This window comes from Paenibacillus thermoaerophilus (assembly GCF_005938195.1).
Lineage (GTDB): Bacteria > Bacillota > Bacilli > Paenibacillales > Reconciliibacillaceae > Paenibacillus_W > Paenibacillus_W thermoaerophilus.
The window spans coordinates 23978-43684 of the sequence record NZ_VCQZ01000019.1; the positions used below are offsets into that span (position 1 = coordinate 23978).

At 60.7% G+C, this 19707-nt stretch carries 17 protein-coding genes and 1 riboswitch; all 17 genes read left to right on the forward strand.

Going from position 1 to position 19707, the window contains the following annotated elements:
* Window positions 1–62 precede the first annotated feature (62 nt).
* Window positions 63–2573 (forward strand): endopeptidase La, encoded by a 2511-nt coding sequence (gene lon / locus FE781_RS13045; protein ID WP_170209540.1) that lies wholly within the window; start codon window positions 63–65, stop codon window positions 2571–2573.
* Window positions 2570–3181, forward strand: a complete 612-nt coding sequence (gene yihA / locus FE781_RS13050; protein WP_138790072.1) for a ribosome biogenesis GTP-binding protein YihA/YsxC — start codon at window positions 2570–2572, stop codon at window positions 3179–3181. Before lon ends, yihA begins: the two co-directional genes overlap by 4 nt.
* Before the next feature lie 254 nt (window positions 3182–3435).
* Window positions 3436–4029 (forward strand): non-ribosomal peptide synthetase module, encoded by a 594-nt coding sequence (locus tag FE781_RS13055; protein WP_138790073.1) that lies wholly within the window; start codon window positions 3436–3438, stop codon window positions 4027–4029.
* 442 nt (window positions 4030–4471) lie between these two features.
* On the forward strand, window positions 4472–4870 hold the full coding sequence (gene speD, locus FE781_RS13060; RefSeq protein ID WP_138790074.1) for an adenosylmethionine decarboxylase: 399 nt from the start codon (window positions 4472–4474) through the stop codon (window positions 4868–4870).
* A gap of 306 nt (window positions 4871–5176) precedes the next feature.
* Window positions 5177–6583, forward strand: coding sequence for a glutamyl-tRNA reductase (gene hemA / locus FE781_RS13065; RefSeq protein WP_138790103.1), 1407 nt, complete (start codon window positions 5177–5179; stop codon window positions 6581–6583).
* A 33-nt stretch (window positions 6584–6616) separates the two neighbouring features.
* On the forward strand, window positions 6617–7438 hold the full coding sequence (locus tag FE781_RS13070; protein ID WP_138790075.1) for a cytochrome C assembly family protein: 822 nt from the start codon (window positions 6617–6619) through the stop codon (window positions 7436–7438).
* Between the two features lie 12 nt (window positions 7439–7450).
* Complete coding sequence (locus FE781_RS13075; RefSeq protein ID WP_138790076.1) at window positions 7451–8149, forward strand: precorrin-2 dehydrogenase/sirohydrochlorin ferrochelatase family protein; 699 nt, start codon at window positions 7451–7453, stop codon at window positions 8147–8149.
* 12 nt (window positions 8150–8161) lie between these two features.
* Window positions 8162–9103: a hydroxymethylbilane synthase gene (gene hemC / locus FE781_RS13080; RefSeq protein WP_138790077.1), complete on the forward strand. Its 942-nt coding sequence runs from the start codon at window positions 8162–8164 to the stop codon at window positions 9101–9103.
* A 3-nt stretch (window positions 9104–9106) separates the two neighbouring features.
* Window positions 9107–10711, forward strand: coding sequence for a uroporphyrinogen-III C-methyltransferase (cobA, locus tag FE781_RS13085; protein ID WP_138790078.1), 1605 nt, complete (start codon window positions 9107–9109; stop codon window positions 10709–10711).
* Between the two features lie 18 nt (window positions 10712–10729).
* Window positions 10730–11752 (forward strand): porphobilinogen synthase, encoded by a 1023-nt coding sequence (hemB, locus tag FE781_RS13090; RefSeq protein WP_138790104.1) that lies wholly within the window; start codon window positions 10730–10732, stop codon window positions 11750–11752.
* Between the two features lie 123 nt (window positions 11753–11875).
* On the forward strand, window positions 11876–12172 hold the full coding sequence (locus FE781_RS13095) for a hypothetical protein (RefSeq protein WP_138790079.1): 297 nt from the start codon (window positions 11876–11878) through the stop codon (window positions 12170–12172).
* Window positions 12173–12240: 68 nt separating this feature from the next.
* A riboswitch (cobalamin riboswitch) is annotated at window positions 12241–12438 on the forward strand.
* Window positions 12439–12609: 171 nt separating this feature from the next.
* Window positions 12610–14910: a 5-methyltetrahydropteroyltriglutamate--homocysteine S-methyltransferase gene (gene metE, locus FE781_RS13100; protein WP_138790080.1), complete on the forward strand. Its 2301-nt coding sequence runs from the start codon at window positions 12610–12612 to the stop codon at window positions 14908–14910.
* Window positions 14911–14978: 68 nt separating this feature from the next.
* The gene (locus FE781_RS13105; RefSeq protein WP_138790081.1) at window positions 14979–15359 is read left to right on the forward strand and encodes a hypothetical protein; all 381 of its coding nucleotides are present in this window, start codon (window positions 14979–14981) and stop codon (window positions 15357–15359) included.
* Window positions 15360–15511: 152 nt separating this feature from the next.
* Window positions 15512–15634 carry a hypothetical protein gene (locus FE781_RS18020; RefSeq protein WP_281281898.1) on the forward strand — a complete coding sequence of 41 codons (123 nt, stop codon included), beginning with the start codon at window positions 15512–15514 and terminating at the stop codon, window positions 15632–15634.
* 218 nt (window positions 15635–15852) lie between these two features.
* The gene (locus FE781_RS13110) at window positions 15853–17469 is read left to right on the forward strand and encodes an ABC-F family ATP-binding cassette domain-containing protein (RefSeq protein ID WP_138790082.1); all 1617 of its coding nucleotides are present in this window, start codon (window positions 15853–15855) and stop codon (window positions 17467–17469) included.
* Window positions 17470–17702: 233 nt separating this feature from the next.
* Entirely contained in the window at window positions 17703–18773 is a 1071-nt protein-coding gene (gene hemE, locus FE781_RS13115; RefSeq protein WP_138790083.1) for a uroporphyrinogen decarboxylase, read from the forward strand.
* Window positions 18770–19702 (forward strand): ferrochelatase, encoded by a 933-nt coding sequence (gene hemH / locus FE781_RS13120; RefSeq protein WP_138790084.1) that lies wholly within the window; start codon window positions 18770–18772, stop codon window positions 19700–19702. Before hemE ends, hemH begins: the two co-directional genes overlap by 4 nt.
* The last annotated feature ends 5 nt before the right edge of the window (window positions 19703–19707 follow it).

The window sequence follows — 19707 nt, forward strand, 5'->3', positions numbered from 1 at the left end:
GATAAAATAGGGAAAACCAGCACGAGAACATGGCATTCATGGATACGGGAGGTGCGCTGAGGATGGCCCAAACGAAGATGAAGGCAAGACGGATGCCTCTGTTGCCTTTGCGCGGTTTGCTGGTGTATCCCGGCATGGTGCTGCATTTGGATGTCGGACGCGAGAAGTCGGTGAACGCACTGGAAAAGTCGATGCTCGACGACAGCATCATTTTGCTGTGCTCGCAGTCGGAGATGAACATTGAAGATCCTACGCCGGAGGATATATATCGGGTCGGGACGATCGCCCGCGTGCGTCAGATGCTGAAGCTGCCCAACGGCACGATCCGCGTGCTGGTGGAGGGCTTGACGCGGGCGGAAGTGGTGGAATACCTCGCCAACGACCAGTTCTATGAAGTAACGGCCCGCGAGTTGGCGGAATCCGAATCCGCCGGTTCCGAGACAAGCGCGCTGATGCGGACGGTGCTGTCGCAATTCGAAAGCTATATCCACATGTCCAAAAAGGTGAGCCCTGAGACGATGGCCGCGGTATCGGACATCGAAGAGCCGGGCCGTTTCGCCGACGCGGTCAGCAGCCACCTGCCGCTGAAAATCAAGGATAAACAGGATCTGCTGGAGACGCTCGACGTGTTCGAGCGGCTGGAAAAGCTGCTTGCGCTGCTCAATAACGAGCGCGAAGTGATGGAGCTGGAGCGCAAGATCAACCAGCGCGTCAAAAAGCAGATGGAAAAAACCCAGAAGGAATATTATCTGCGGGAGCAGATGAAGGCGATCCAAAAGGAGCTCGGCGACAAGGAAGGGCGTCTGGGCGAAGCTGATGAGCTGCGGGAGCAGATGAGCAAGCTGGATCTGCCGGACTACGTGCAGGAGAAGCTGAAAAAGGAAATCGAACGCCTGGAGAAAATGCCTCCCGCTTCGGCGGAGGGCACGGTCGTCCGCAATTATATCGATTGGCTGCTGGCGCTGCCCTGGAACCGTTCCAGCGAAGACCGGCTGGAGGAGTTGGACATCGGACGCGCCGAGGAGATTCTGAACGAAGATCACTACGGCTTGGACAAGCCGAAGGAGCGCGTGTTGGAGTACCTGGCCGTGCAGAAGCTGGTTCGCAAGCTGAAAGGTCCGATCCTCTGCCTCGTCGGTCCGCCCGGCGTCGGCAAGACGTCAATCGCGCGATCCATTGCGCGGGCGCTCGGCCGCAAATTCGTGCGCCTGTCGCTGGGCGGGGTCCGGGACGAAGCCGAGATTCGCGGTCACCGCCGCACCTATGTCGGGGCGATGCCCGGACGGATCGTCCAATCGTTGAAAACGGCGGGAACCAACAATCCGGTGCTGCTGCTGGACGAGATCGACAAGATGGCGATGGACTTCCGGGGAGATCCGGCGTCCGCGCTGCTCGAGGTGCTCGATCCCGAGCAAAACGGAACTTTTAGCGATCATTACATCGAGATTCCCGTGGATTTGTCGAACGTCATGTTCCTGACGACCGCCAACTCCGTGCATCAGATTCCCCGCCCGCTGCTCGACCGGATGGAGGTGCTGCACATCTCCGGCTACACCGAGATCGAGAAGCTGGAGATTGCCAAACGGTATTTGCTGCCGAAGCTGCTGCGGGATCACGGGCTGACGCAGGAGCAGCTGCAGGTGTCCGACGAGGCTCTGCAAGGTGTGGTGCGCTACTACACCCGCGAAGCCGGCGTCCGGAACCTGGAGCAGCAGGTCGCTTCGCTGTGCCGCAAGGCCGCCAAACGCATCGTCACCGATCCGGAGCTGAAATTGCGGATCGAAGCGGACGATCTGCCGGAATATTTGGGCCCGGCCAAATACCGGTACGGGCTCGCGGAGGAGCGGGACCAAATCGGCGCCGTTACGGGGCTGGCCTGGACGGAAGTCGGCGGAGACACGCTCGGGGTCGAGGTGTCCGTCGTTCCGGGCAAGGGCAAGCTGACGCTGACGGGCAAGCTGGGCGACGTGATGAAGGAATCCGCGCAAGCCGCTTTCAGCTACACGCGGTCGCGGGCGGAGTTCCTGCGCATTGATCCGCTGTTCCATGAGAAAAACGACATTCACATTCACGTGCCCGAAGGCGCGATCCCGAAAGACGGTCCTTCCGCGGGCATCACGATGGCGACGGCGCTGATCTCCGCGCTGACGAACATTCCGGTGTCCCGGGAAGTCGCGATGACCGGGGAGATCACGCTGCGCGGGCGGGTGCTCCCCATCGGGGGGCTGAAGGAGAAGGCGCTCGCCGCCCACCGCGCCGGCATCCGCAAGGTGCTGATCCCCAAGGACAACGCCAAGGATTTGCCCGAAATACCGGAGAGCGTTCGCAACGAGCTGACCTTTGTCACCGTGTCCCATATGGATGAGGTGCTGCGGCACGCGCTTGTGTCCTCGCCGTTCGACGCTCCGCCAGCCGGAGGGGCGCGAGGGGAGAAGGACGAACGGGAGCTTGAGGAGGCGCACGGCTATATGGGCGGGCTCGACAAGCGGGACATCGGCGACAAGCCGCTCGGGGAACGGCTCCATATGCCGGATATCGGCTGCACGCCGGATGGAGAGGGGCGCGAGACATGAATGTGCATCACGCGCAGCTGGCGGCCAGCGCGGTCGGACCGGCGCAATACCCGTCGGACGGCCTGCCGGAGGTGGCTCTGGCCGGACGCTCGAACGTAGGCAAGTCGTCGCTGATCAACAAGCTGATCAACCGCCGCAATCTGGCCCGCACCAGCTCCCAGCCGGGCAAGACGCAGACGTTGAATTTTTACCGGATCGAAAATCGGATGTATCTCACCGATCTTCCCGGCTACGGCTTCGCCAAGGTGTCCAAGACGACCCGGGCGAAGTGGGGGAAGATGATCGAGGAGTATTTGCTGAAGCGAGACCGGCTGAAGCTTGTGCTTCATGTCATCGATCTCCGGCATCCCCCGACGCAAGACGACATCCTGATGTACGATTGGCTGACGCATTACGATGTGCCGATCGTGATTGTCGCCACCAAGGCGGATAAGGTTCCGCGCGGAAAGTGGCAGAAGCACGCCAAGGTCATCCGCGAGACTCTGATGGCCCGGGACATCCATCCTCTGGTCCTGTTCTCCGCCGAGACGGGCATGGGCAAAGACGAGTTGTGGAAGCATATTCTCGACCGCCTGCCGGCGGCGGAAACGATTGCCGCCGAATCGTAGAATAAACGTGGACGCCAGATTTCCCGAAGGGGAGTCTGGCGTTTTGCCGTTGCGGGAGAAGACGGGAGGATGAGGGCGAAGAAAGGAAGGGATTCGTTGTTTGTTAAGCGCTGATGGCGGGACATTGCGGATTTTTCTGATTTTTGCAAGATTTTACGGGCACAGGCGGTAGGATTTGCTCGGAGGATATAGTATAATAAAAATCAACAGAGACGCGATGGTTTGGTTTGAACAAAAAGAATTGAGGGATTTTTATGGCACAGCGGTTAGCGACGGAATATGTCCAGACCTGCTTGCACCTTACCGAAGCCGATATGGCGAAGTTTCTGAAGCTGTTCCAGGATCATCAAGTCGTTGCGGATATAAAGGTATACGAGAACGGCAGCCAGGAGCTGTCGTTTGCCGAAGCCGACGAAGCCGGCGATTCTGTGCTGATGTCGTTCGAGCAAGAAGGCGGCCTCTACGTATGCCGAGGCTCCTGTCGCACGCGCAATTTGCAGCTCGCGAACGCGCTGCGCCGGGCGATCTCGATGTTTAAAGGCAATGCCGTGATGCACCGTTTTTATCCTTCTTATACGATAACCTACGATTACGAACAAGGCGCCGTCAAACGGATCGTCGAGAAATCCGGGGACACCGTCCGTCTGATCTTCGAGAAAAAGGACACGGTCGGAGAACTGCAGGCCCTGTATATGCAGAGGGATGTCGAGGAAGAGCTGGAGAAGCTGAAGCGGAGGGTGAACGCGCTGCTCGACCAGCGACTCGCGACGCCGGACCGGTATGCCCGGGCCGCCATCGACGAGCGTTTGAAGGAACTGTCCCGCAAGCTGTTTGCGTTGGAAGCTTGACGCTTCTTGTTGCCGAACTCGAACGGCATGTAAAGAAATGGCGGTGCATGGGGTTCGCCCCGTGCGTCGCCATTTTTTGTTCCGGTCGATGACGGCTTATTTTGCGCAAGCGACCGGCACGCGGAGCTTTCCGCCCTCCGGGATTCGGCCTTTGGCGGCCGCGGCGGAGGGAGCGTTGTGTGTCGTTCGCCGCATCGGACGCATACTGTACTTAGGTACGGCCGCAAAGGCAAGCCGCATGCGCTTCCGGGGCAGAAAAAGGGTTAACAAAAAAAACTATTGCATTTCTCCCAGATAGATGTTATTTTTAATCTCGTTGAAAACAACATAGGAACCAGGATTCACGGAAGGATGCGAGAGAATTTTCCCTCGATAAGTGAATGACGTAGGTCCTAGCGGATGAAATTGAATCATTTTATTCCTAGGAAGGGGGAACCGGAAGGTGGAATACTCAACTTTCGGACGACATGTAGCAGTGGACGCTTGGGGCGTTGATTTCGACAAAATCAATAACGCCGAATGGTTGCAATCACAAATGGTTGAAGCGGCAGAAGCTTGCGGAGCGACAGTATTGTCTGTGCAATCCAAGCAATTCGAACCTCAAGGCGCTACCGTGCTCGTGCTCTTGTCGGAAAGCCATCTCTCGATTCATACGTATCCTGAACGCGGGTTTGCGGCCATCGACTGCTACACGTGCGGGGAGACGGTGGATCCTCAATTGGCCATCGACTATCTGGTCTCCGTGCTGAAACCGGAACGCACGTTCGCGAAGAAACTCGTTCGCGGTATTGGCGAGATGCAAGTGGTCGAGCCCGAAATGAAGCAAGCCGCAACCGTGTAATGCCGAACGGATAACAACCGCCCGAGGCGGCTGACGATAGCCATGGATCAAGCCGATCCGTGGCTATTTTTGCGTGGGCGGACAGCGCGGCAAGGCTCGGGGCAAGCCGGATTCGGATCGGCAGATCCGGAGCCGTTCGTGCCACGGACGGCCTATACCGGCAGGTTCTTGCGGCTCAAGGCATGCGGCGCGTGTCATAAACTTTTCATAAATGAGCACATAGGGCTTGTCGAAATGTGATATAATGAGTTCTGAATTCATATGGCGGATTGAACCTCAAGATAAACGCAAAGGCAGGTGAGACGCATGCACGTATTGGCGGTAGGGCTGAATTACCGGACGGCTCCGGTGGAGATCCGCGAGAAGTTTGCGATTGCTCCCGAGCAACTTCCCGAAGCGCTGGAGAAGCTCAAAGCGACCAAAAGCGTGATGGAATGCGTCATCGTCGGCACCTGCAACCGGATGGAAATCTATGCGGTCGTCGACCGGCTGTACATGTGCGGAGCGTTTATCCGCGGGTTTATGGAAAAATGGTTCGGCGTGCCCCGCGCGGACATCGCTCCCTTCCTATATATATACGAGGATGAACGAGCCGTGGAGCATCTGTTCCGGGTCACGTGCGGACTCGATTCGATGGTGCTCGGCGAGACGCAGATTCTCGGCCAGGTGCGCAGCGCGTTTTTGACGGCCCAGGCGGAAGGCACGACCGGTACGATGTTTAATACGATTTTCAAGCAAGCGATCACGCTGGCCAAGCGGGCGCACGCGGAGACGGGCATCGGAGAAAACCCGGTGTCGGTCAGCTACGCGGCTGTGGAATTGGGCAAGCAAATATTCGGCGACTACAAAGGCAAAACGGTGCTGATTATCGGCGCGGGCAAGATGGGCGAGCTGACGATCAAGCATTTGCGGGCCGGAGGAGCGGATCGGGTGCTGGTGGTCAACCGGACGCTGTCCCGGGCCGAAGATCTCGCGGCCAAGGTCGGCGGCCAGGCCGTGCCGTGGAGCCGGCTGGAGGAAGCGCTGGCGGACAGCGACGTCGTCATCAGTTCGACCGGCGCCGAAGGACTGGTGCTGTCCGCTTCCCAGGTCAAGCGGGCGACGGCGCGGCGCGCCGGACGCCAGTTGTTCATGATCGATATCGCGGTGCCGCGCGACCTTGATCCTGCGATCGGCGAGCTGTCCGACGTATTTTTGTACGACATCGACGACCTCCAGCAGATCGTTGACGGCAACCTGGCGGAACGGCGCAAGCAATCGCTGCAGATCGAGGGCATGATCGCCTCGGAGCTGGAGGCTTACCGCCAATGGCTCAAGATGCTTGGCGTCACGCCGCTGATCCGCGCGCTTCAAGAGAAGTCGCACATGATTTTCGAAGAGACGATGGACGACCTGGATCACAAGCTTCCGGGTCTTAGCGATCACGAGCGGAAGCTGATCCGCAAGCTGACCAAAAGCATCGTCAACCAGATGCTGAAGGATCCGATTCTGCGCATCAAAGAGATGGCCGGCGAAAAAGGAAGCGATGAGGCGCTCCGGATATTTACCGAACTGTTCGCGCTTGAGCAGCGGGTAGCGGAGCTGGAGGCGGAGATGAATCCCGCCAAAGCCGCGCGGGCCTCGTCGTCCGCCCAACCGGTCCAGACGAGAGAAGCCGTGACGCGGCGGACGATGCCGTTGATGCGGTCTCCGGAACCGGCCCTGCAATCTTAAAGACCTGCCGGACGCAGTGGGAGGTCGGCTGATGTGACCAGATGGTGGCTGTACGATCTGATTTTGTACGCGTATGCCCTAAGCCTGTTGTTTCATTTCGCGGACGTGGCGGGTGACCGCCGCGGGGCGAAAAACATGGGTTTGGGGCTTCTCGTATTTGTGTGGCTGCTGCAAACTCTTTTTTTTGTTCATCGGCTGTGGCAGATCGGCATCGGGCCGATCTTTTCCTGGTTTGAGACGATATTCATGCTGTCCTGGCTGCTCGTATCGATCTCGCTGACGATGCGTCTGCAAAAGCAGAGAAGCGTGCTGCTGCTGGGCTTGAACATGATCGCTTTCACCTTGCTCGCTGCCGGGCGGTTTGCTTCCGGGGACGGAGCGGCCGCGTCCCAAGGATTCGGATCGTACGGCTGGCTGCTGGCCGTCCATATCGCGGTCGCTCTGGGCAGCTACGCCTCCTTCACCGTCTCCGCGATCGCATCCGTCTTGTATATCTATTTGTTCCGGCGGCTGAAGGACAAGCGCTGGTCGTCCTTTCTCAAACGGCTGCCCGGTCTGGAGCAGGTGGAACGGCTCAACTCCAGATCGACGGCGGCCGGCGTCGGGCTGCTCGCCTGTTCGCTGGCGATCGGAATGGCTGGGCTTGTGGGCGAAGGGCAGGCGGGAAGCAGTCTCGACTGGAAGACCGTTCTGTCGCTGGCGTTGCTGGCGGGATACGGCTGGCAGTTCGTTCAACGGCGGAGACGGGTTTGGTCGGGGCTGCGGCTTGCCGTATGGAACGTAAGCATGTACGCTATGCTTGGGCTGAATTTTATCGTCTCGAACCGGCTGTCCGACTGGCACCGGTGGCAGTAGGAGGTCTCCCCCATGATGGAGAACGGCTGGGTGCCGGTTTTGCTGCGGCTAAACGGCAAACGCGTCGTCGCGATAGGGGGCGGGCCGGCGGCCGAACGCAAGTTGGCGCCGCTGCTGGAGGCGGGCGCGTCGGTCGGAATCGTCAGTCCGAAGCTGACGCCGGGGCTGCGCCAAGCCGCTGACGAAGGCCGTCTGGACTGGCAGGAGCGCCGTTACCGCCACGGCGATCTCGCGCAGGCGGAGCTCGCCGTCATCGCAACGGGTGTTCCGTCGGTAGACGAAGCGGCGCGGCTGGAGGCGGCCGAGCGCGGAGCGTGGGTGCTGGACGCGGCGGCAGGAGAATGCGGCGATCTGATGCTTCCGGCCGTCGCGAGGAAAGGCAGGCTGACGCTGGCGGTATCGACGCTCGGTGCAAGTCCGGGCGTCGCGGCCCGGCTCGCCCGGGAGCTGGCGGACGGACTTGCCGGTGACTGGCCGGAGGTGCTGAACGCACTGGCGAGGATTCGGGACATCGTGAAAAGGAACGTACCCGCCGGGGACACGCGCCGGCGTCTCCTGCGGGCGTTCGACGCCGATGCCGCAAGGTGGTGGTTAAGGACGTACGGCGGAGATGACGCGTCGTTCGCCCGTTTGGAGCATGAGACCAGAACCGACCCGGAGCGGCTGATTGCCGCCATTCAAGACAATCCGGACGGATCGGGACAGAGATAAGGAGGAACGCCCGTGCGCACGATTGTAGTGGGCTCGCGACAGAGCGCGCTGGCTTTGACCCAGACAGGACAAGTCGTCGATCGGCTCAAAGCGGAACTGGAGTCGATGGGGATCGAATGCCAGATTGAAATCAAAAAAATCGTCACCAAAGGCGACCGGATTCTCGACGTCACCTTGTCCAAGGTCGGCGGCAAAGGCTTGTTCGTCAAGGAAATCGAACAGGCGATGCTGGACGGGGAGATCGACATCGCCGTTCACAGCATGAAGGACATGCCTTCCGAGCTGCCGGACGGATTGACGATCGGCGCCGTGCCGGAGCGGGAGGACCCCCGCGATTGCCTCGTGGCCGCCGGCGGCGTGAAGCTGGACGATCTGCCGGCCGGAGCGAGAATCGGCACGAGCAGCCTGCGCCGCACGTCCCAGCTCAAAGCGTACCGGGGAGATCTGTCGATCGAGTTCATGCGCGGCAACATCGACTCGCGTCTGCGCAAGCTGGAGACCGAAGGCTTCGATGCGATCATGCTGGCGGCAGCCGGTCTTCACCGGATGGGCTGGGGCGACCGCATCACGCAATACGTGGACACGGATATTTGCCTGCCGAACGTCGGACAAGGGGCGCTCGGCATTCAATGCAGAGCCGACAACGACTGGATTCGGGAAGTGCTGGCCCGCATCCATCACGAGCCGACCGCCCGCGCCGTAACGGCGGAGCGCAGCTTCATGGCCCGGCTCGACGGCGGCTGCCATACGCCGATGGGCGCTTATGCGCGAGAGCTGGCGGACGGAAGGCTGAAGCTCGAAGGCATGGTCGGTTCCCCGGACGGCAGCCGGATCATCCGGGAGTCCGTCGAAGGCGGGGACCCGGCGCAGCTCGGCATCCTTCTGGCGGAGCGGCTGCTTGAGCAGGGGGCCGATGTCATATTGGAACAGGCTCGAAGAGCCGGGGAGGCTTAACGGATGAAGGAGCACGGGAGCGAGACGGACGGCCGCGGAAGTCAAGCGGACAAGACAACGCGCAAGGGGAAAGTCTATCTGGTCGGAGCCGGTCCGGGCGACGCCAAGCTGATTACGCTGCGGGGGCTGGAAGCGCTGCGCAAAGCCGACGCGATCGTCTATGACCGGCTGGCCAGCCCGAGATTGCTGCAACATGCGAGACCCGACGCCGAACGCATATTCGTCGGCAAGCTGCCGGACAAGCATATGATGAAGCAAAGCGACATCAACGTGCTGTTGAAGGATCTGGCGCTGCAAGGCAAAACGGTGGTCCGGCTGAAGGGAGGGGACCCGGCCGTGTTCGGCCGCGTCGGCGAGGAGGCCGAGGTGCTGGTGCAGCACGGCATCGAGTTCGAGATCGTGCCGGGAATCACGTCGGCGATCGCGGTTCCCGCGTATGCGGGAATTCCCGTGACGCACCGCGATTTGACCTCTTCCTTCGCGATTATTACCGGACACGAGTACCCCAACAAGACATACAAGCAGGTCGATTTCAAAAAGCTGGCGGCCGCTACGGGAACGCTTATTTTTCTCATGGGCGTCGCGAATCTCGGGAACATTTGCCGCCAATTGCTGGAGGCGGGAAAGCCCGCGGATCTGCCCGTGGCGCTGATTCGCTGGGGGACGTGGATGGAACAGCAGACGCTGGTCGGCACCTTGTCCGACATCGAAGAAAAGGTGCGGGAAGCGGGCTTCACGTCCCCGGCGGTCATCATCGCGGGGGATGTCGTCCGGCTGAGGGAGAAGCTGGCCTGGTTCGAGAAAAAGCCGCTGTTCGGGCGGCGTATTCTCGTCACCCGCGCCCGATCGCAAGCGAGCGAGCTGGCCGATCTGATCGACGAGCTCGGCGGGGAACCGATCGAGTTCCCGGTCATTTCGTTGCGGACGCCCGAAGACCCGGACAAGCTGGCGAAACTGGACGAGGCGCTGTCGCGCCTGGACGCGTATAACTGGGTCGTCTTCACGAGCGTCAACGGCGTCGAGTTTTTCTTCAAGCGGCTGCGGGAGCTTCGGATCGATATACGGCGCCTCGCATCCGCGAGGATCGCGGCGGTCGGACCGAAGACGGCGGAGGCGCTGGCGGAACGGGGGCTCATCGCCGAGCTGCTGCCCGGCAAGTTCCAGGCGGAGGATTTGTTCGAAGCGCTGAAGCCGCTGCTGGCCGAAGGCGATTCCGTCCTGCTTCCCCGTTCGGCCATTGCCCGGGAAATATTGCCGGAAGCGTTGCGGGAGATCGGCGTGAACGTCACGGTTGCGGACGTATATGAAAATGTCGTCAGCGACGAGGGTGTCGAGGACATTGTCAAGCTGCTGAAGGACAAAGCGATCCATGTCGTGACGTTCACCAGCTCGTCTACCGTTAAAAATTTATTGGCCGCTCTCGACAAGGCGGACGAAGATCCGCTCGCCCTTCTCGAAGGAGCGGAGATTGCTTGCATCGGCCCTGTAACCGCCGCGACGGCGGAACGGGCCGGATTGCGGGTCACTTATATGGCGGAGGAAGCGACGGTTCGATCGCTGGTCGAGGCGATTGCCGCCGCCACCGGTAAAAGCACGCAAGAGATTTGAAGAGGAGGAAGTTACATGATGGCATTTCCTGTCGTTAGAGGCCGCCGGCTCCGTTCTTCCGCGGCGATGCGGAACCTCGTCCGCGAGATGCAATTGACGGTGAACGATCTGGTTCACCCGATATTCGTCACGGTTGGAGAAGGGGTCCGCGAAGAGATTCCGTCGATGCCGGGCGTCTTCCATCTGTCGCTGGACCAGCTCGACGCGGAAATCGACGAGGCGGTCGAGCTCGGATTGCAAGCGGTGCTGCTGTTCGGGGTGCCGGCGACGAAAGATGCGGTCGGTTCTTCCGCTTACGACGAGGCCGGCATCGTGCAGCAGGCGATCCGGCGGATCAAAGCGCGGGCGCCGGAACTGCTGGTGATCGCCGACACCTGCTTGTGCCAATTCACCGACCACGGCCACTGCGGTCTCGTGCACCGGGACGAAGCGACCGGCCGCGCGGTTATCGACAACGACGAGTCGCTGAAGGTGCTTGCCCGCACGGCGGTGTCCCAGGCGGCGGCGGGCGCGGATATTATCGCGCCGTCCAACATGATGGACGGCTACGTTCAGGCGATCCGCGCGGCGCTAGACGAGGCCGGCTTTGAGAACACGCCGATCATGGCGTATTCGGTGAAGTTCGCTTCCGCTTTTTACGGACCGTTCCGGGAAGCCGCGCATTCGGCGCCGCAATTCGGCGACCGCAAGACGTACCAGATGGACCCGGCGAACGGACGGGAGGCGCTGCGCGAAGCGGAAAGCGACGTGCTGGAGGGCGCCGACTTCCTGATGGTGAAGCCGGCTCTTGCGTACATGGACATCATCCGTATGTTGAAGGACCGCTTCGATCTGCCCGTCGTTGCGTATAACGTCAGCGGCGAATATTCGATGGTGAAAGCGGCCGCCGCGAACGGCTGGATCGACGAGCGCGCCGTTGTGATGGAGATGCTGACCGGCATGAAGCGCGCAGGCGCCGATATTATTTTGACTTATTTCTCCAAGGATGTCGCCCGTTGGTTGAATTCGTCCCGAAACGGATGCCCGAGTGATTCGCAGTAGCTGCGAAGCGGATTTTCAATGGACAAAGGCGTGTAAGGAACGTACCGGTTATGCCGGAGCTTGCATATTTATAAAAGAGGCAAGGAAATGGTTTGTCCAGAGACCGATGAAGAGGGTGAATCCGTGAGACCGGGGCAACTGCTGTTGTGGATAACGGGAGCGTTGGAGCTGCTGTGGGGCTTTCCCGTTCTGGGAGGACTGTTGGTGATCAACTTCCTGTGGACACCGCTTGCGTTGATGTTCGTGCTGCACATCATTACGTTTGTCGTCTGCTCCAGGGAAGGGCTCAGCCGGACGGGAAGCACGATCGGCGTCGTCACGTCGCTGATCGCCTGGATTCCGTTTGTCGGCATGGTCATGCATCTGATCACGGGCGCCGTTCTGCTTTTAACCGCGTCCAGATCGACCGGCAGATATTAATCGGGCTGCAACGGGTGTTGCATAAATTTGCACATTGGCGTATGATGATTCGTGTTACGCCCGCAAAACCGAATAGAGTGGGAACAGGTGCGCCGGCGAATTACTCCGCCGGGGCTTAAAAGGGAAGTTCGGTGCAAAACCGACGCGGTCCCGCCACTGTAACGGAGGAGTCGTCAGCGATTTCGCCACTGATGGGATTCATCGGGAAGGCTGCTGATGGACGAGGATTCCGGAGCCAGGAGACCTGCCTGTTCTGACAACACTGCTGTACCTACGGGAGATAGGGAGGTGTTAAAGATGGCAGCCGCCGTACGGATCGGACGTGGGGCATCTTTATCCTTTTCTCAGGAGGGATAAAGATGCTTTTTTTGTTATTCGGGCGAAACGGTTGGTTTCAAAAGGAGTAAAAATAAGACATAAATCGGGAGGAATTGAATATGCGAGCGTTAAAAAGCGGCAATCTCGGCTATCCGCGCATCGGAGCCAACCGCGAGTGGAAACGGGCGCTGGAAGCGTTCTGGTCGGACAAGATCGGCGAGAACGAACTGCACGGCAGATTGACGGACATTCGGCTGGAGCATTTGCGCAAGCAGCGCGACAAAGGCATCGATTATATTCCGGTCGGCGATTTCAGCTATTATGACCATGTTCTCGATACGGCCGCCATGTTCGGCATCGTGCCTTCCCGGTTCGCATACGAAGGAGGGCCTGTGCCGCTTCGGACGTACTTCGCGATGGCCCGCGGAGATCAGGGAGCGGCGGCCTGCGAGATGACGAAATGGTTCAACACGAACTACCATTACATCGTGCCCGAGCTGAAGGACGCCAAGCCGGCTCTGACGGACAACCGCCCGCTGCGCGCGTACCGGGAAGCGAAGGAACGGCTCGGCATCGAAGGACGGCCGGTGATCGTCGGATTGTATACGTTCCTGAAGCTGTCCAAAGGGTACGAGCCGTCCGAGCTCGACGCGTGGGTGGAGCGCCTGCTGCCGCTGTACCGGCAGGTTCTGGCCGAGCTGGAGCAGGAGGGCGTCCGGTGGGTGCAGATCGACGAGCCGATTCTGGTCACGGATGTGACGGAAGCGGATATGCGGAGAGTTCGGGCAATCTACGAGGCGCTGAAGGCGTCCGCCCCCAAGCTCAACCTGCTGCTGCAGACGTATTTCGAAGCGGTGGCGCGTTACGAGGATGTCGTCTCGCTGCCGGTGGACGGCATCGGGCTCGACTTCGTCCAAGGGCGCGAGGGCAATCTGGAGGCGCTGGAGCGCTTCGGCTTCCCGGCCGGCAAGACGCTGGCGGCGGGGATCGTCGACGGGCGCAATATTTGGGCGTCCGATCCGGATGAGAAGATCTCCCTGGTCGAGCGGCTGGCCGGATACGTATCGCCCGATCGCCTGATCCTGCAGCCGTCCTGCAGCCTCCTGCACGTGCCGGTTACGACCGCCGGGGAGACGGCGCTGGACCCCGTGCTGCTGGGCGGACTCGCCTTCGCCGACGAGAAGCTGGACGAAGTCGTGCTCGTCGCGAAGGCCGCCGGAGGCCATCGGGCATCCGTCGCGCAGGCGCTGGAAGCGAAACGCGCGGCGGTTCAGGCGCTGCGCGCCTCGCCGGAGCGCTGCCGCCCGGCTGTGCGCGAAGCGGTGGCCCGGCTGGAGGGACGGCGTTCGGCGCGGGCCAGCGCGTTCGCCGTGCGGAGAGCCGCGCAGCAAGCCCGCTGGCGGTTGCCGCTGCTGCCGACGACAACGATCGGCAGCTTCCCGCAGACGCCGGAGGTTCGCCAGGCCCGGCAAAAATGGCGCAAAGGCGAATGGGACGACAGCCGGTACACGGCGTTTATCCGGGAGCAAATCCGCACCTGGATCGACCTGCAGGAGCAGATCGGGCTGGACGTGCTGGTGCACGGCGAATTCGAGCGTACGGACATGGTTGAGTTTTTCGGCGAGAAGCTGGCAGGATTTGCGTTTACGCAAAACGGCTGGGTGCAGTCTTACGGCTCCCGCTGCGTCAAGCCTCCGGTGCTGTACGGAGACGTCCAGTTCGGCGGCCCGATGACGGTGGCGGAGACGGTGTACGCGCAGTCGCTCACCTCGCGTCCGGTCAAAGGCATGCTGACCGGCCCCGTCACGATCCTGAACTGGTCGTTCGTCCGCGACGACATTCCCCGCGAGCAGGTCGCCTACCAGATCGCGCTTGCGCTGCGCGAGGAGGTGCTGGCGCTTGAAGCGGCCGGCATCGGCATGATCCAGGTGGACGAGCCGGCGCTCCGCGAGGGCCTGCCGCTGCGCGCCGCCGACCGGCCGGACTACCTGCGCTGGGCGGTCGAATCGTTCCGCGCGGCGACGTCGGCTGTGCGCGATGAGACGCAGATTCACACGCATATGTGCTACTGCGAGTTCCACGATATGATCGATGCGATCCGCGAGCTGGACGCGGACGTGATCTCGATCGAGACGTCGCGGAGCCACGGCGAGCTGATCGGCGCGTTCGAGGAGCACACGTACGATCTGGGCATCGGCCTCGGCGTCTACGATATTCACAGCCCGCGCGTTCCTTCCGTCGAGGAGATGGCGGGCATGATCGACCGGGCGCTCCGCGTGCTTGATCCGACGCTTTTTTGGATCAATCCCGATTGCGGTTTGAAAACCCGCAAGCCGGAGGAGACGATTGCGGCGCTGCGCCATATGGTGCAGGCCGCGCAAGAAGCCCGCGCGCGTTACGCGGACGCCGCCCGCGCCTGACCGGACGGCGCATCGCTTGCTGCCGGCCGGAGCGCCGGGCCGGCGGGCGTCGCGTACGGGGGGACCCCGTGGGGGAGCGCTGCATCGCAGACGCGCGAACGGGCGAATCGCATCGCACCGTCCGTACCACATATGGCGCGCAAACTCTCACCTATCGCACTTATACCCCAACCCTCGCCTATCGCACGCATACCCTGCCCTCGCCTTCGGGCGGGGGTTTTTACTTCGGAGGTTCGCTCGTTCTCGGCAGCATGTTCCGCAACGAGAAAAAATGCGGCTGCATTCCGCGCGCAAAGCCAGAGCGTTTCCGTCCCGCTCGCAAAGCCAACGCGCTTATCCGCGCCCTCGCTAAAACCGGCGTGCTGATCCGCCCCTTCACAAAATCAGCGCGTTTATCCGCCACGCTCGACCGCTCATGCGAAATGGAAACGCCGCTGTTCCTGTCATGAAAGCCATGCGGCAGTCGAAAATTCCCGGCCGCGTAGACAACGTCTTCCGTATCGCGTATGATATATTTTCCAATTCATGATAAAGACAAGGAGAGGGGGAGCGTGAATGAGCGGAGAACGGGTCGGGGCGGAAGCGGGAGACGGGCGGATCGGTGACGGATTTCGAAGGAATCCCGTTCGAGGGCATGAGCTCCGAGCCGTATATCGTCGCCTGCCATCCGGACAACCGCGAGGCGATGCTGAAGCTGGTCGGGGAAGGCTTGGGCCGGGCATAACCGGCGGGATGCCCGGGCGAACGCCGAAAGCCGCAAGCCGCTGCGGGCTCGGCGCAAGCCGTCGAAAGCCGCTCGGGCCCCAAACCGCAACCCGCTGAAGCTTCCGCGGGCGCGAGGACGGCCGACGGGACCGCGCCCCGATTGGAGGTGTTCTATCCTACTTCGCTTCATTTTATGTTATACTGGAGGCTGGTTGAAAAGAAAGGACGGGAGAAACGATGATTACGGTTACGAATGTCTCGTTGCGCTTCGGCAAACGGGCGCTGTTCGAGGATGTAAATATCAAGTTCACGCCGGGCAACTGCTACGGGCTGATCGGCGCGAACGGCGCGGGCAAATCGACGTTCCTGAAAATTTTGTCGGGAGAGCTGGAGCCGACGACGGGCCACGTGAGCATCAATCCGGGCGAACGCATGGCCGTGTTGAAGCAGAACCATTACGAATACGACGAGTTCCCGGTGCTGCGTACGGTTATTATGGGGCACGCCCGCTTGTATCAGGTTATGGTCGAGAAGGAAGAGCTGTACGCGAAGCCCGATTTTACGGACGAGGACGGCATCCGCGCCGGCGAGCTCGAAGGCGAGTTCGCCGAGTTGAACGGCTGGAACGCCGAAGCGGAAGCGGCCGAGCTGCTGCAAGGGCTGGGCATTCCGGTCGAGCTGCACGACAAGCTGATGAAGGAGCTCGACGGCAACCAGAAGGTCCGCGTCCTGCTGGCGCAAGCGCTGTTCGGCTCACCGAACATCCTGCTGCTTGACGAGCCTACCAACCACCTGGACATCGAATCGGTGCGCTGGCTGGAAAACTTCCTGGCCAACTTCGAAGGAACGGTTATCGTCGTCAGCCACGACCGCCACTTCCTGAATCAGGTTTGCACGCATATCGCCGACATCGACTTCGGCAAAATCCAGATGTACGTCGGCAACTACGACTTCTGGTACGAGTCGAGCCAGTTGGCGCTGAAGCTGCAGCGCGAAGCGAACAAAAAGAAAGAAGAGAAGATCAAGGAGCTGCAGGCGTTCATTCAGCGGTTCAGCGCCAACGCCTCCAAGTCGAAGCAGGCGACGAGCCGGAAGAAGCTGCTGGAGAAAATCACGCTGGACGATATCCGCCCGTCCAACCGGAAATACCCGTTCATCCAATTCAAGTCGGAACGCGAAGCGGGCAAGCAGATGCTTCAGATCGAAGGGCTTACGAAAACCGTCGATGGGGAAAAGATGCTGGACAATTTGTATTTGACCATCAATACGGGAGACAAAGTCGCCTTCGTCGGTCCGAACGGCCTAGCCAAAACGACGCTGTTCCAAATTCTCATGGGCGAGCTGGAGCCTGACGCGGGCACGTATACGTGGGGCGTCACGACGTCGCAGGCGTATTTCCCCAAGGACAACTCCCGCTACTTTGACGGCGTCGATCTGACTCTGGTCGATTGGCTGCGCCAATTCTCCAAGGAGCAGGACGAGACGTTTATCCGCGGTTTCCTCGGCCGCATGCTGTTCTCCGGGGAGGAAGGGCTGAAGAAGGCGAGCGTGCTCTCCGGAGGCGAGAAGGTTCGCTGCATGCTGGCGCGCATGATGCTGTCCGGCGCGAACGTGCTGATTATGGATGAACCGACGAACCACCTGGACCTCGAATCGATCACGGCGCTCAACAACGGGCTGATCGACTTCGACGGCACGCTGCTGTTCGTCTCGCACGACCATCAGTTTGTGCAGACGATCGCCAACCGGATCGTCGAGATTACGCCGAAGGGCGTTATCGACCGCGTCATGTCGTATGACGAATACCTCGAAAGCCCGGAAATCAAGCGTCTGCGCGAGGAAATGTACGCGTAAGCGCCAAAAATCAACGTTGCAGACGGCCGCATGTCCGCTTCGGCCCTTCGGGTCCGGGACGGGCATGGCGGCCTTTTTACATTCCCGCAGCGATTGCGGTTCGGGCGGGGGCGGCCGTCCCGGCGCGAACGCTCACAATATTGTCGCAAGTAAAGGCGCCTCTCCGGTTGTTGCGCCATGTGAAATCGGGCATAATGGGAGTTAGCATTTGGCGCTGAAGAGGGGCGGACGCTTTGACTTACAACGACACGTTTCTAAAAGCCTGCAAAAAAGTGAGGGTCGATCAGGTTCCGGTCTGGTACATGAGGCAGGCCGGCCGTTACGACCCCGAATACCGGGCGATCAAAGAGAAATACAGCCTGCTGGACATTTGCCGCCAGCCGGAGCTTGCGGCAGAGGTTACGATGATGCCGGTCCGCAAGCTCGGCGTCGACGCGGCCATTTTGTATTCCGACATTATGAATCCGGTGGCTTCGCTGGGCATCGACTTCGACATCGTCAAAAATATCGGTCCGGTGATCGACAATCCGATCCGGAGCAGATCCGACGTGGAACGGCTGAAGCCGATCGATCCGGAAGGGGATCTCGGCCACGTGCTGGAGACAATCCGGATTCTGGACCGGGAGCTGACGGTTCCGCTGATCTCGTTCGCCGGCGCTCCGTTTACGATCGCCAGCTACCTGATCGAAGGCCGGCCGTCCAAAAACTATTTGCGGACGAAAGCGATGATGTACGGCGATCCGCAAACCTGGCATCTGCTGATGGACAAACTGGGCGACATGGCGATCGCTTACATGCGGGCGCATATCGCTAACGGAGCCAAAGCCGTGCAATTGTTCGACAGTTGGGTCGGCGCGCTTACGCCTGCCGATTTCCGCGAATACGTGCTGCCGGTCGTCACTCGTATTTTTGCCGAACTGAGAGATTTGCCGCAGCCGAAAATCTACTTCCCGGGTGTTGCCTCGGGCGAACTGCTGCCGGAGTTGCGCGAGCTCGACTGCGACGTGATCGGCCTCGACTGGCGGGTGACGCTGACGGAGGGCCGCAGGCGAACCGGCGGCCGTTACGCGGTTCAGGGCAACCTCGATCCGACGGTGCTGACGGCTCCGATGCCGGTTATCGAGCGGTATGCCCGGCAGATTATCGACGAGGGCATCGCGGAGCCGGGCTTCGTGTTTAATCTGGGCCACGGGTTGTTCCCGGAGGCCTCGTTGGAGAAGCTTAAGGAGCTGACGTCGTACATTCACGAATATTCCCGCAAGGCCATCGCGAACGGCGCGGCCGCAGGAGGTGGGAACGCATGAGCAAGGAAACGATAGGCGTATTGGTGATGTCTTACGGCACGCCGGAGAGCCTGGAGCAGATCGAACCGTATTATACGCACATCCGCCGGGGCCGCAAGCCTTCTCCGGAACAACTGGCGGAGCTGACCGCCCGCTACGAGGCGATCGTCGGCGGCGTATTCCCGCTCCGGGAGAATACGAACCGGCAGGTGGCCGACCTGGAGGCGACGCTGAACAGGGAGCATCCGGAATTTTCTTTTAAATGTTATCAGGGCATGAAGCACGCCTACCCATTTGTCGAGGACGGCGTCAAGGCGATGGCCGCCGACGGCGTGAAGCGGGCGATCGGCATCGTGCTGGCCCCGCATTACTCCGTCATGAGCGTAGGGAGCTACGTCAAGCGGGCGCAAGGCTCGGCGGAAGAAGCGGGCGTTCGGCTCGACTGCGTGGAGAGCTACCATCTGAATCCGAAGTTGATTCGGGCGCTGTCGGAACGCGTGACCGCTTCGCTGGAAGCGTTCGGTTCGGGGGCGAAGGATGACGTGCGGGTTTTGTTTACGGCGCACAGCTTGCCGGAACGGATTCTGCAGATGAACGATCCGTACGTGGATCAACTGATGGAGACCTCGCGGGCGGTAGCCGAATCGGCGGACGTCAAGCATTGGCAGTTTAGCTGGCAGAGCGCGGGAGCGACCAACGAGCCTTGGCTGGGGCCGGACCTGCTGGACACGATGCGCATGCTGGCGGCGGAAGGCGTCAAGCGGCTGTTGGTATGCCCGGTCGGCTTCGTCTCGGATCATCTGGAGGTGCTGTACGATCTGGATATCGAGGCGGCCGGACTTGCCGCCGAGCTTGGGCTTGAGTTCGCGAGAACCGCTTCGCTCAATACGGACCCGTTGTATATGCAAGCGTTAAGCGACGAAGTGTACGCAAAGCTGACGATGGGGTGATCGAC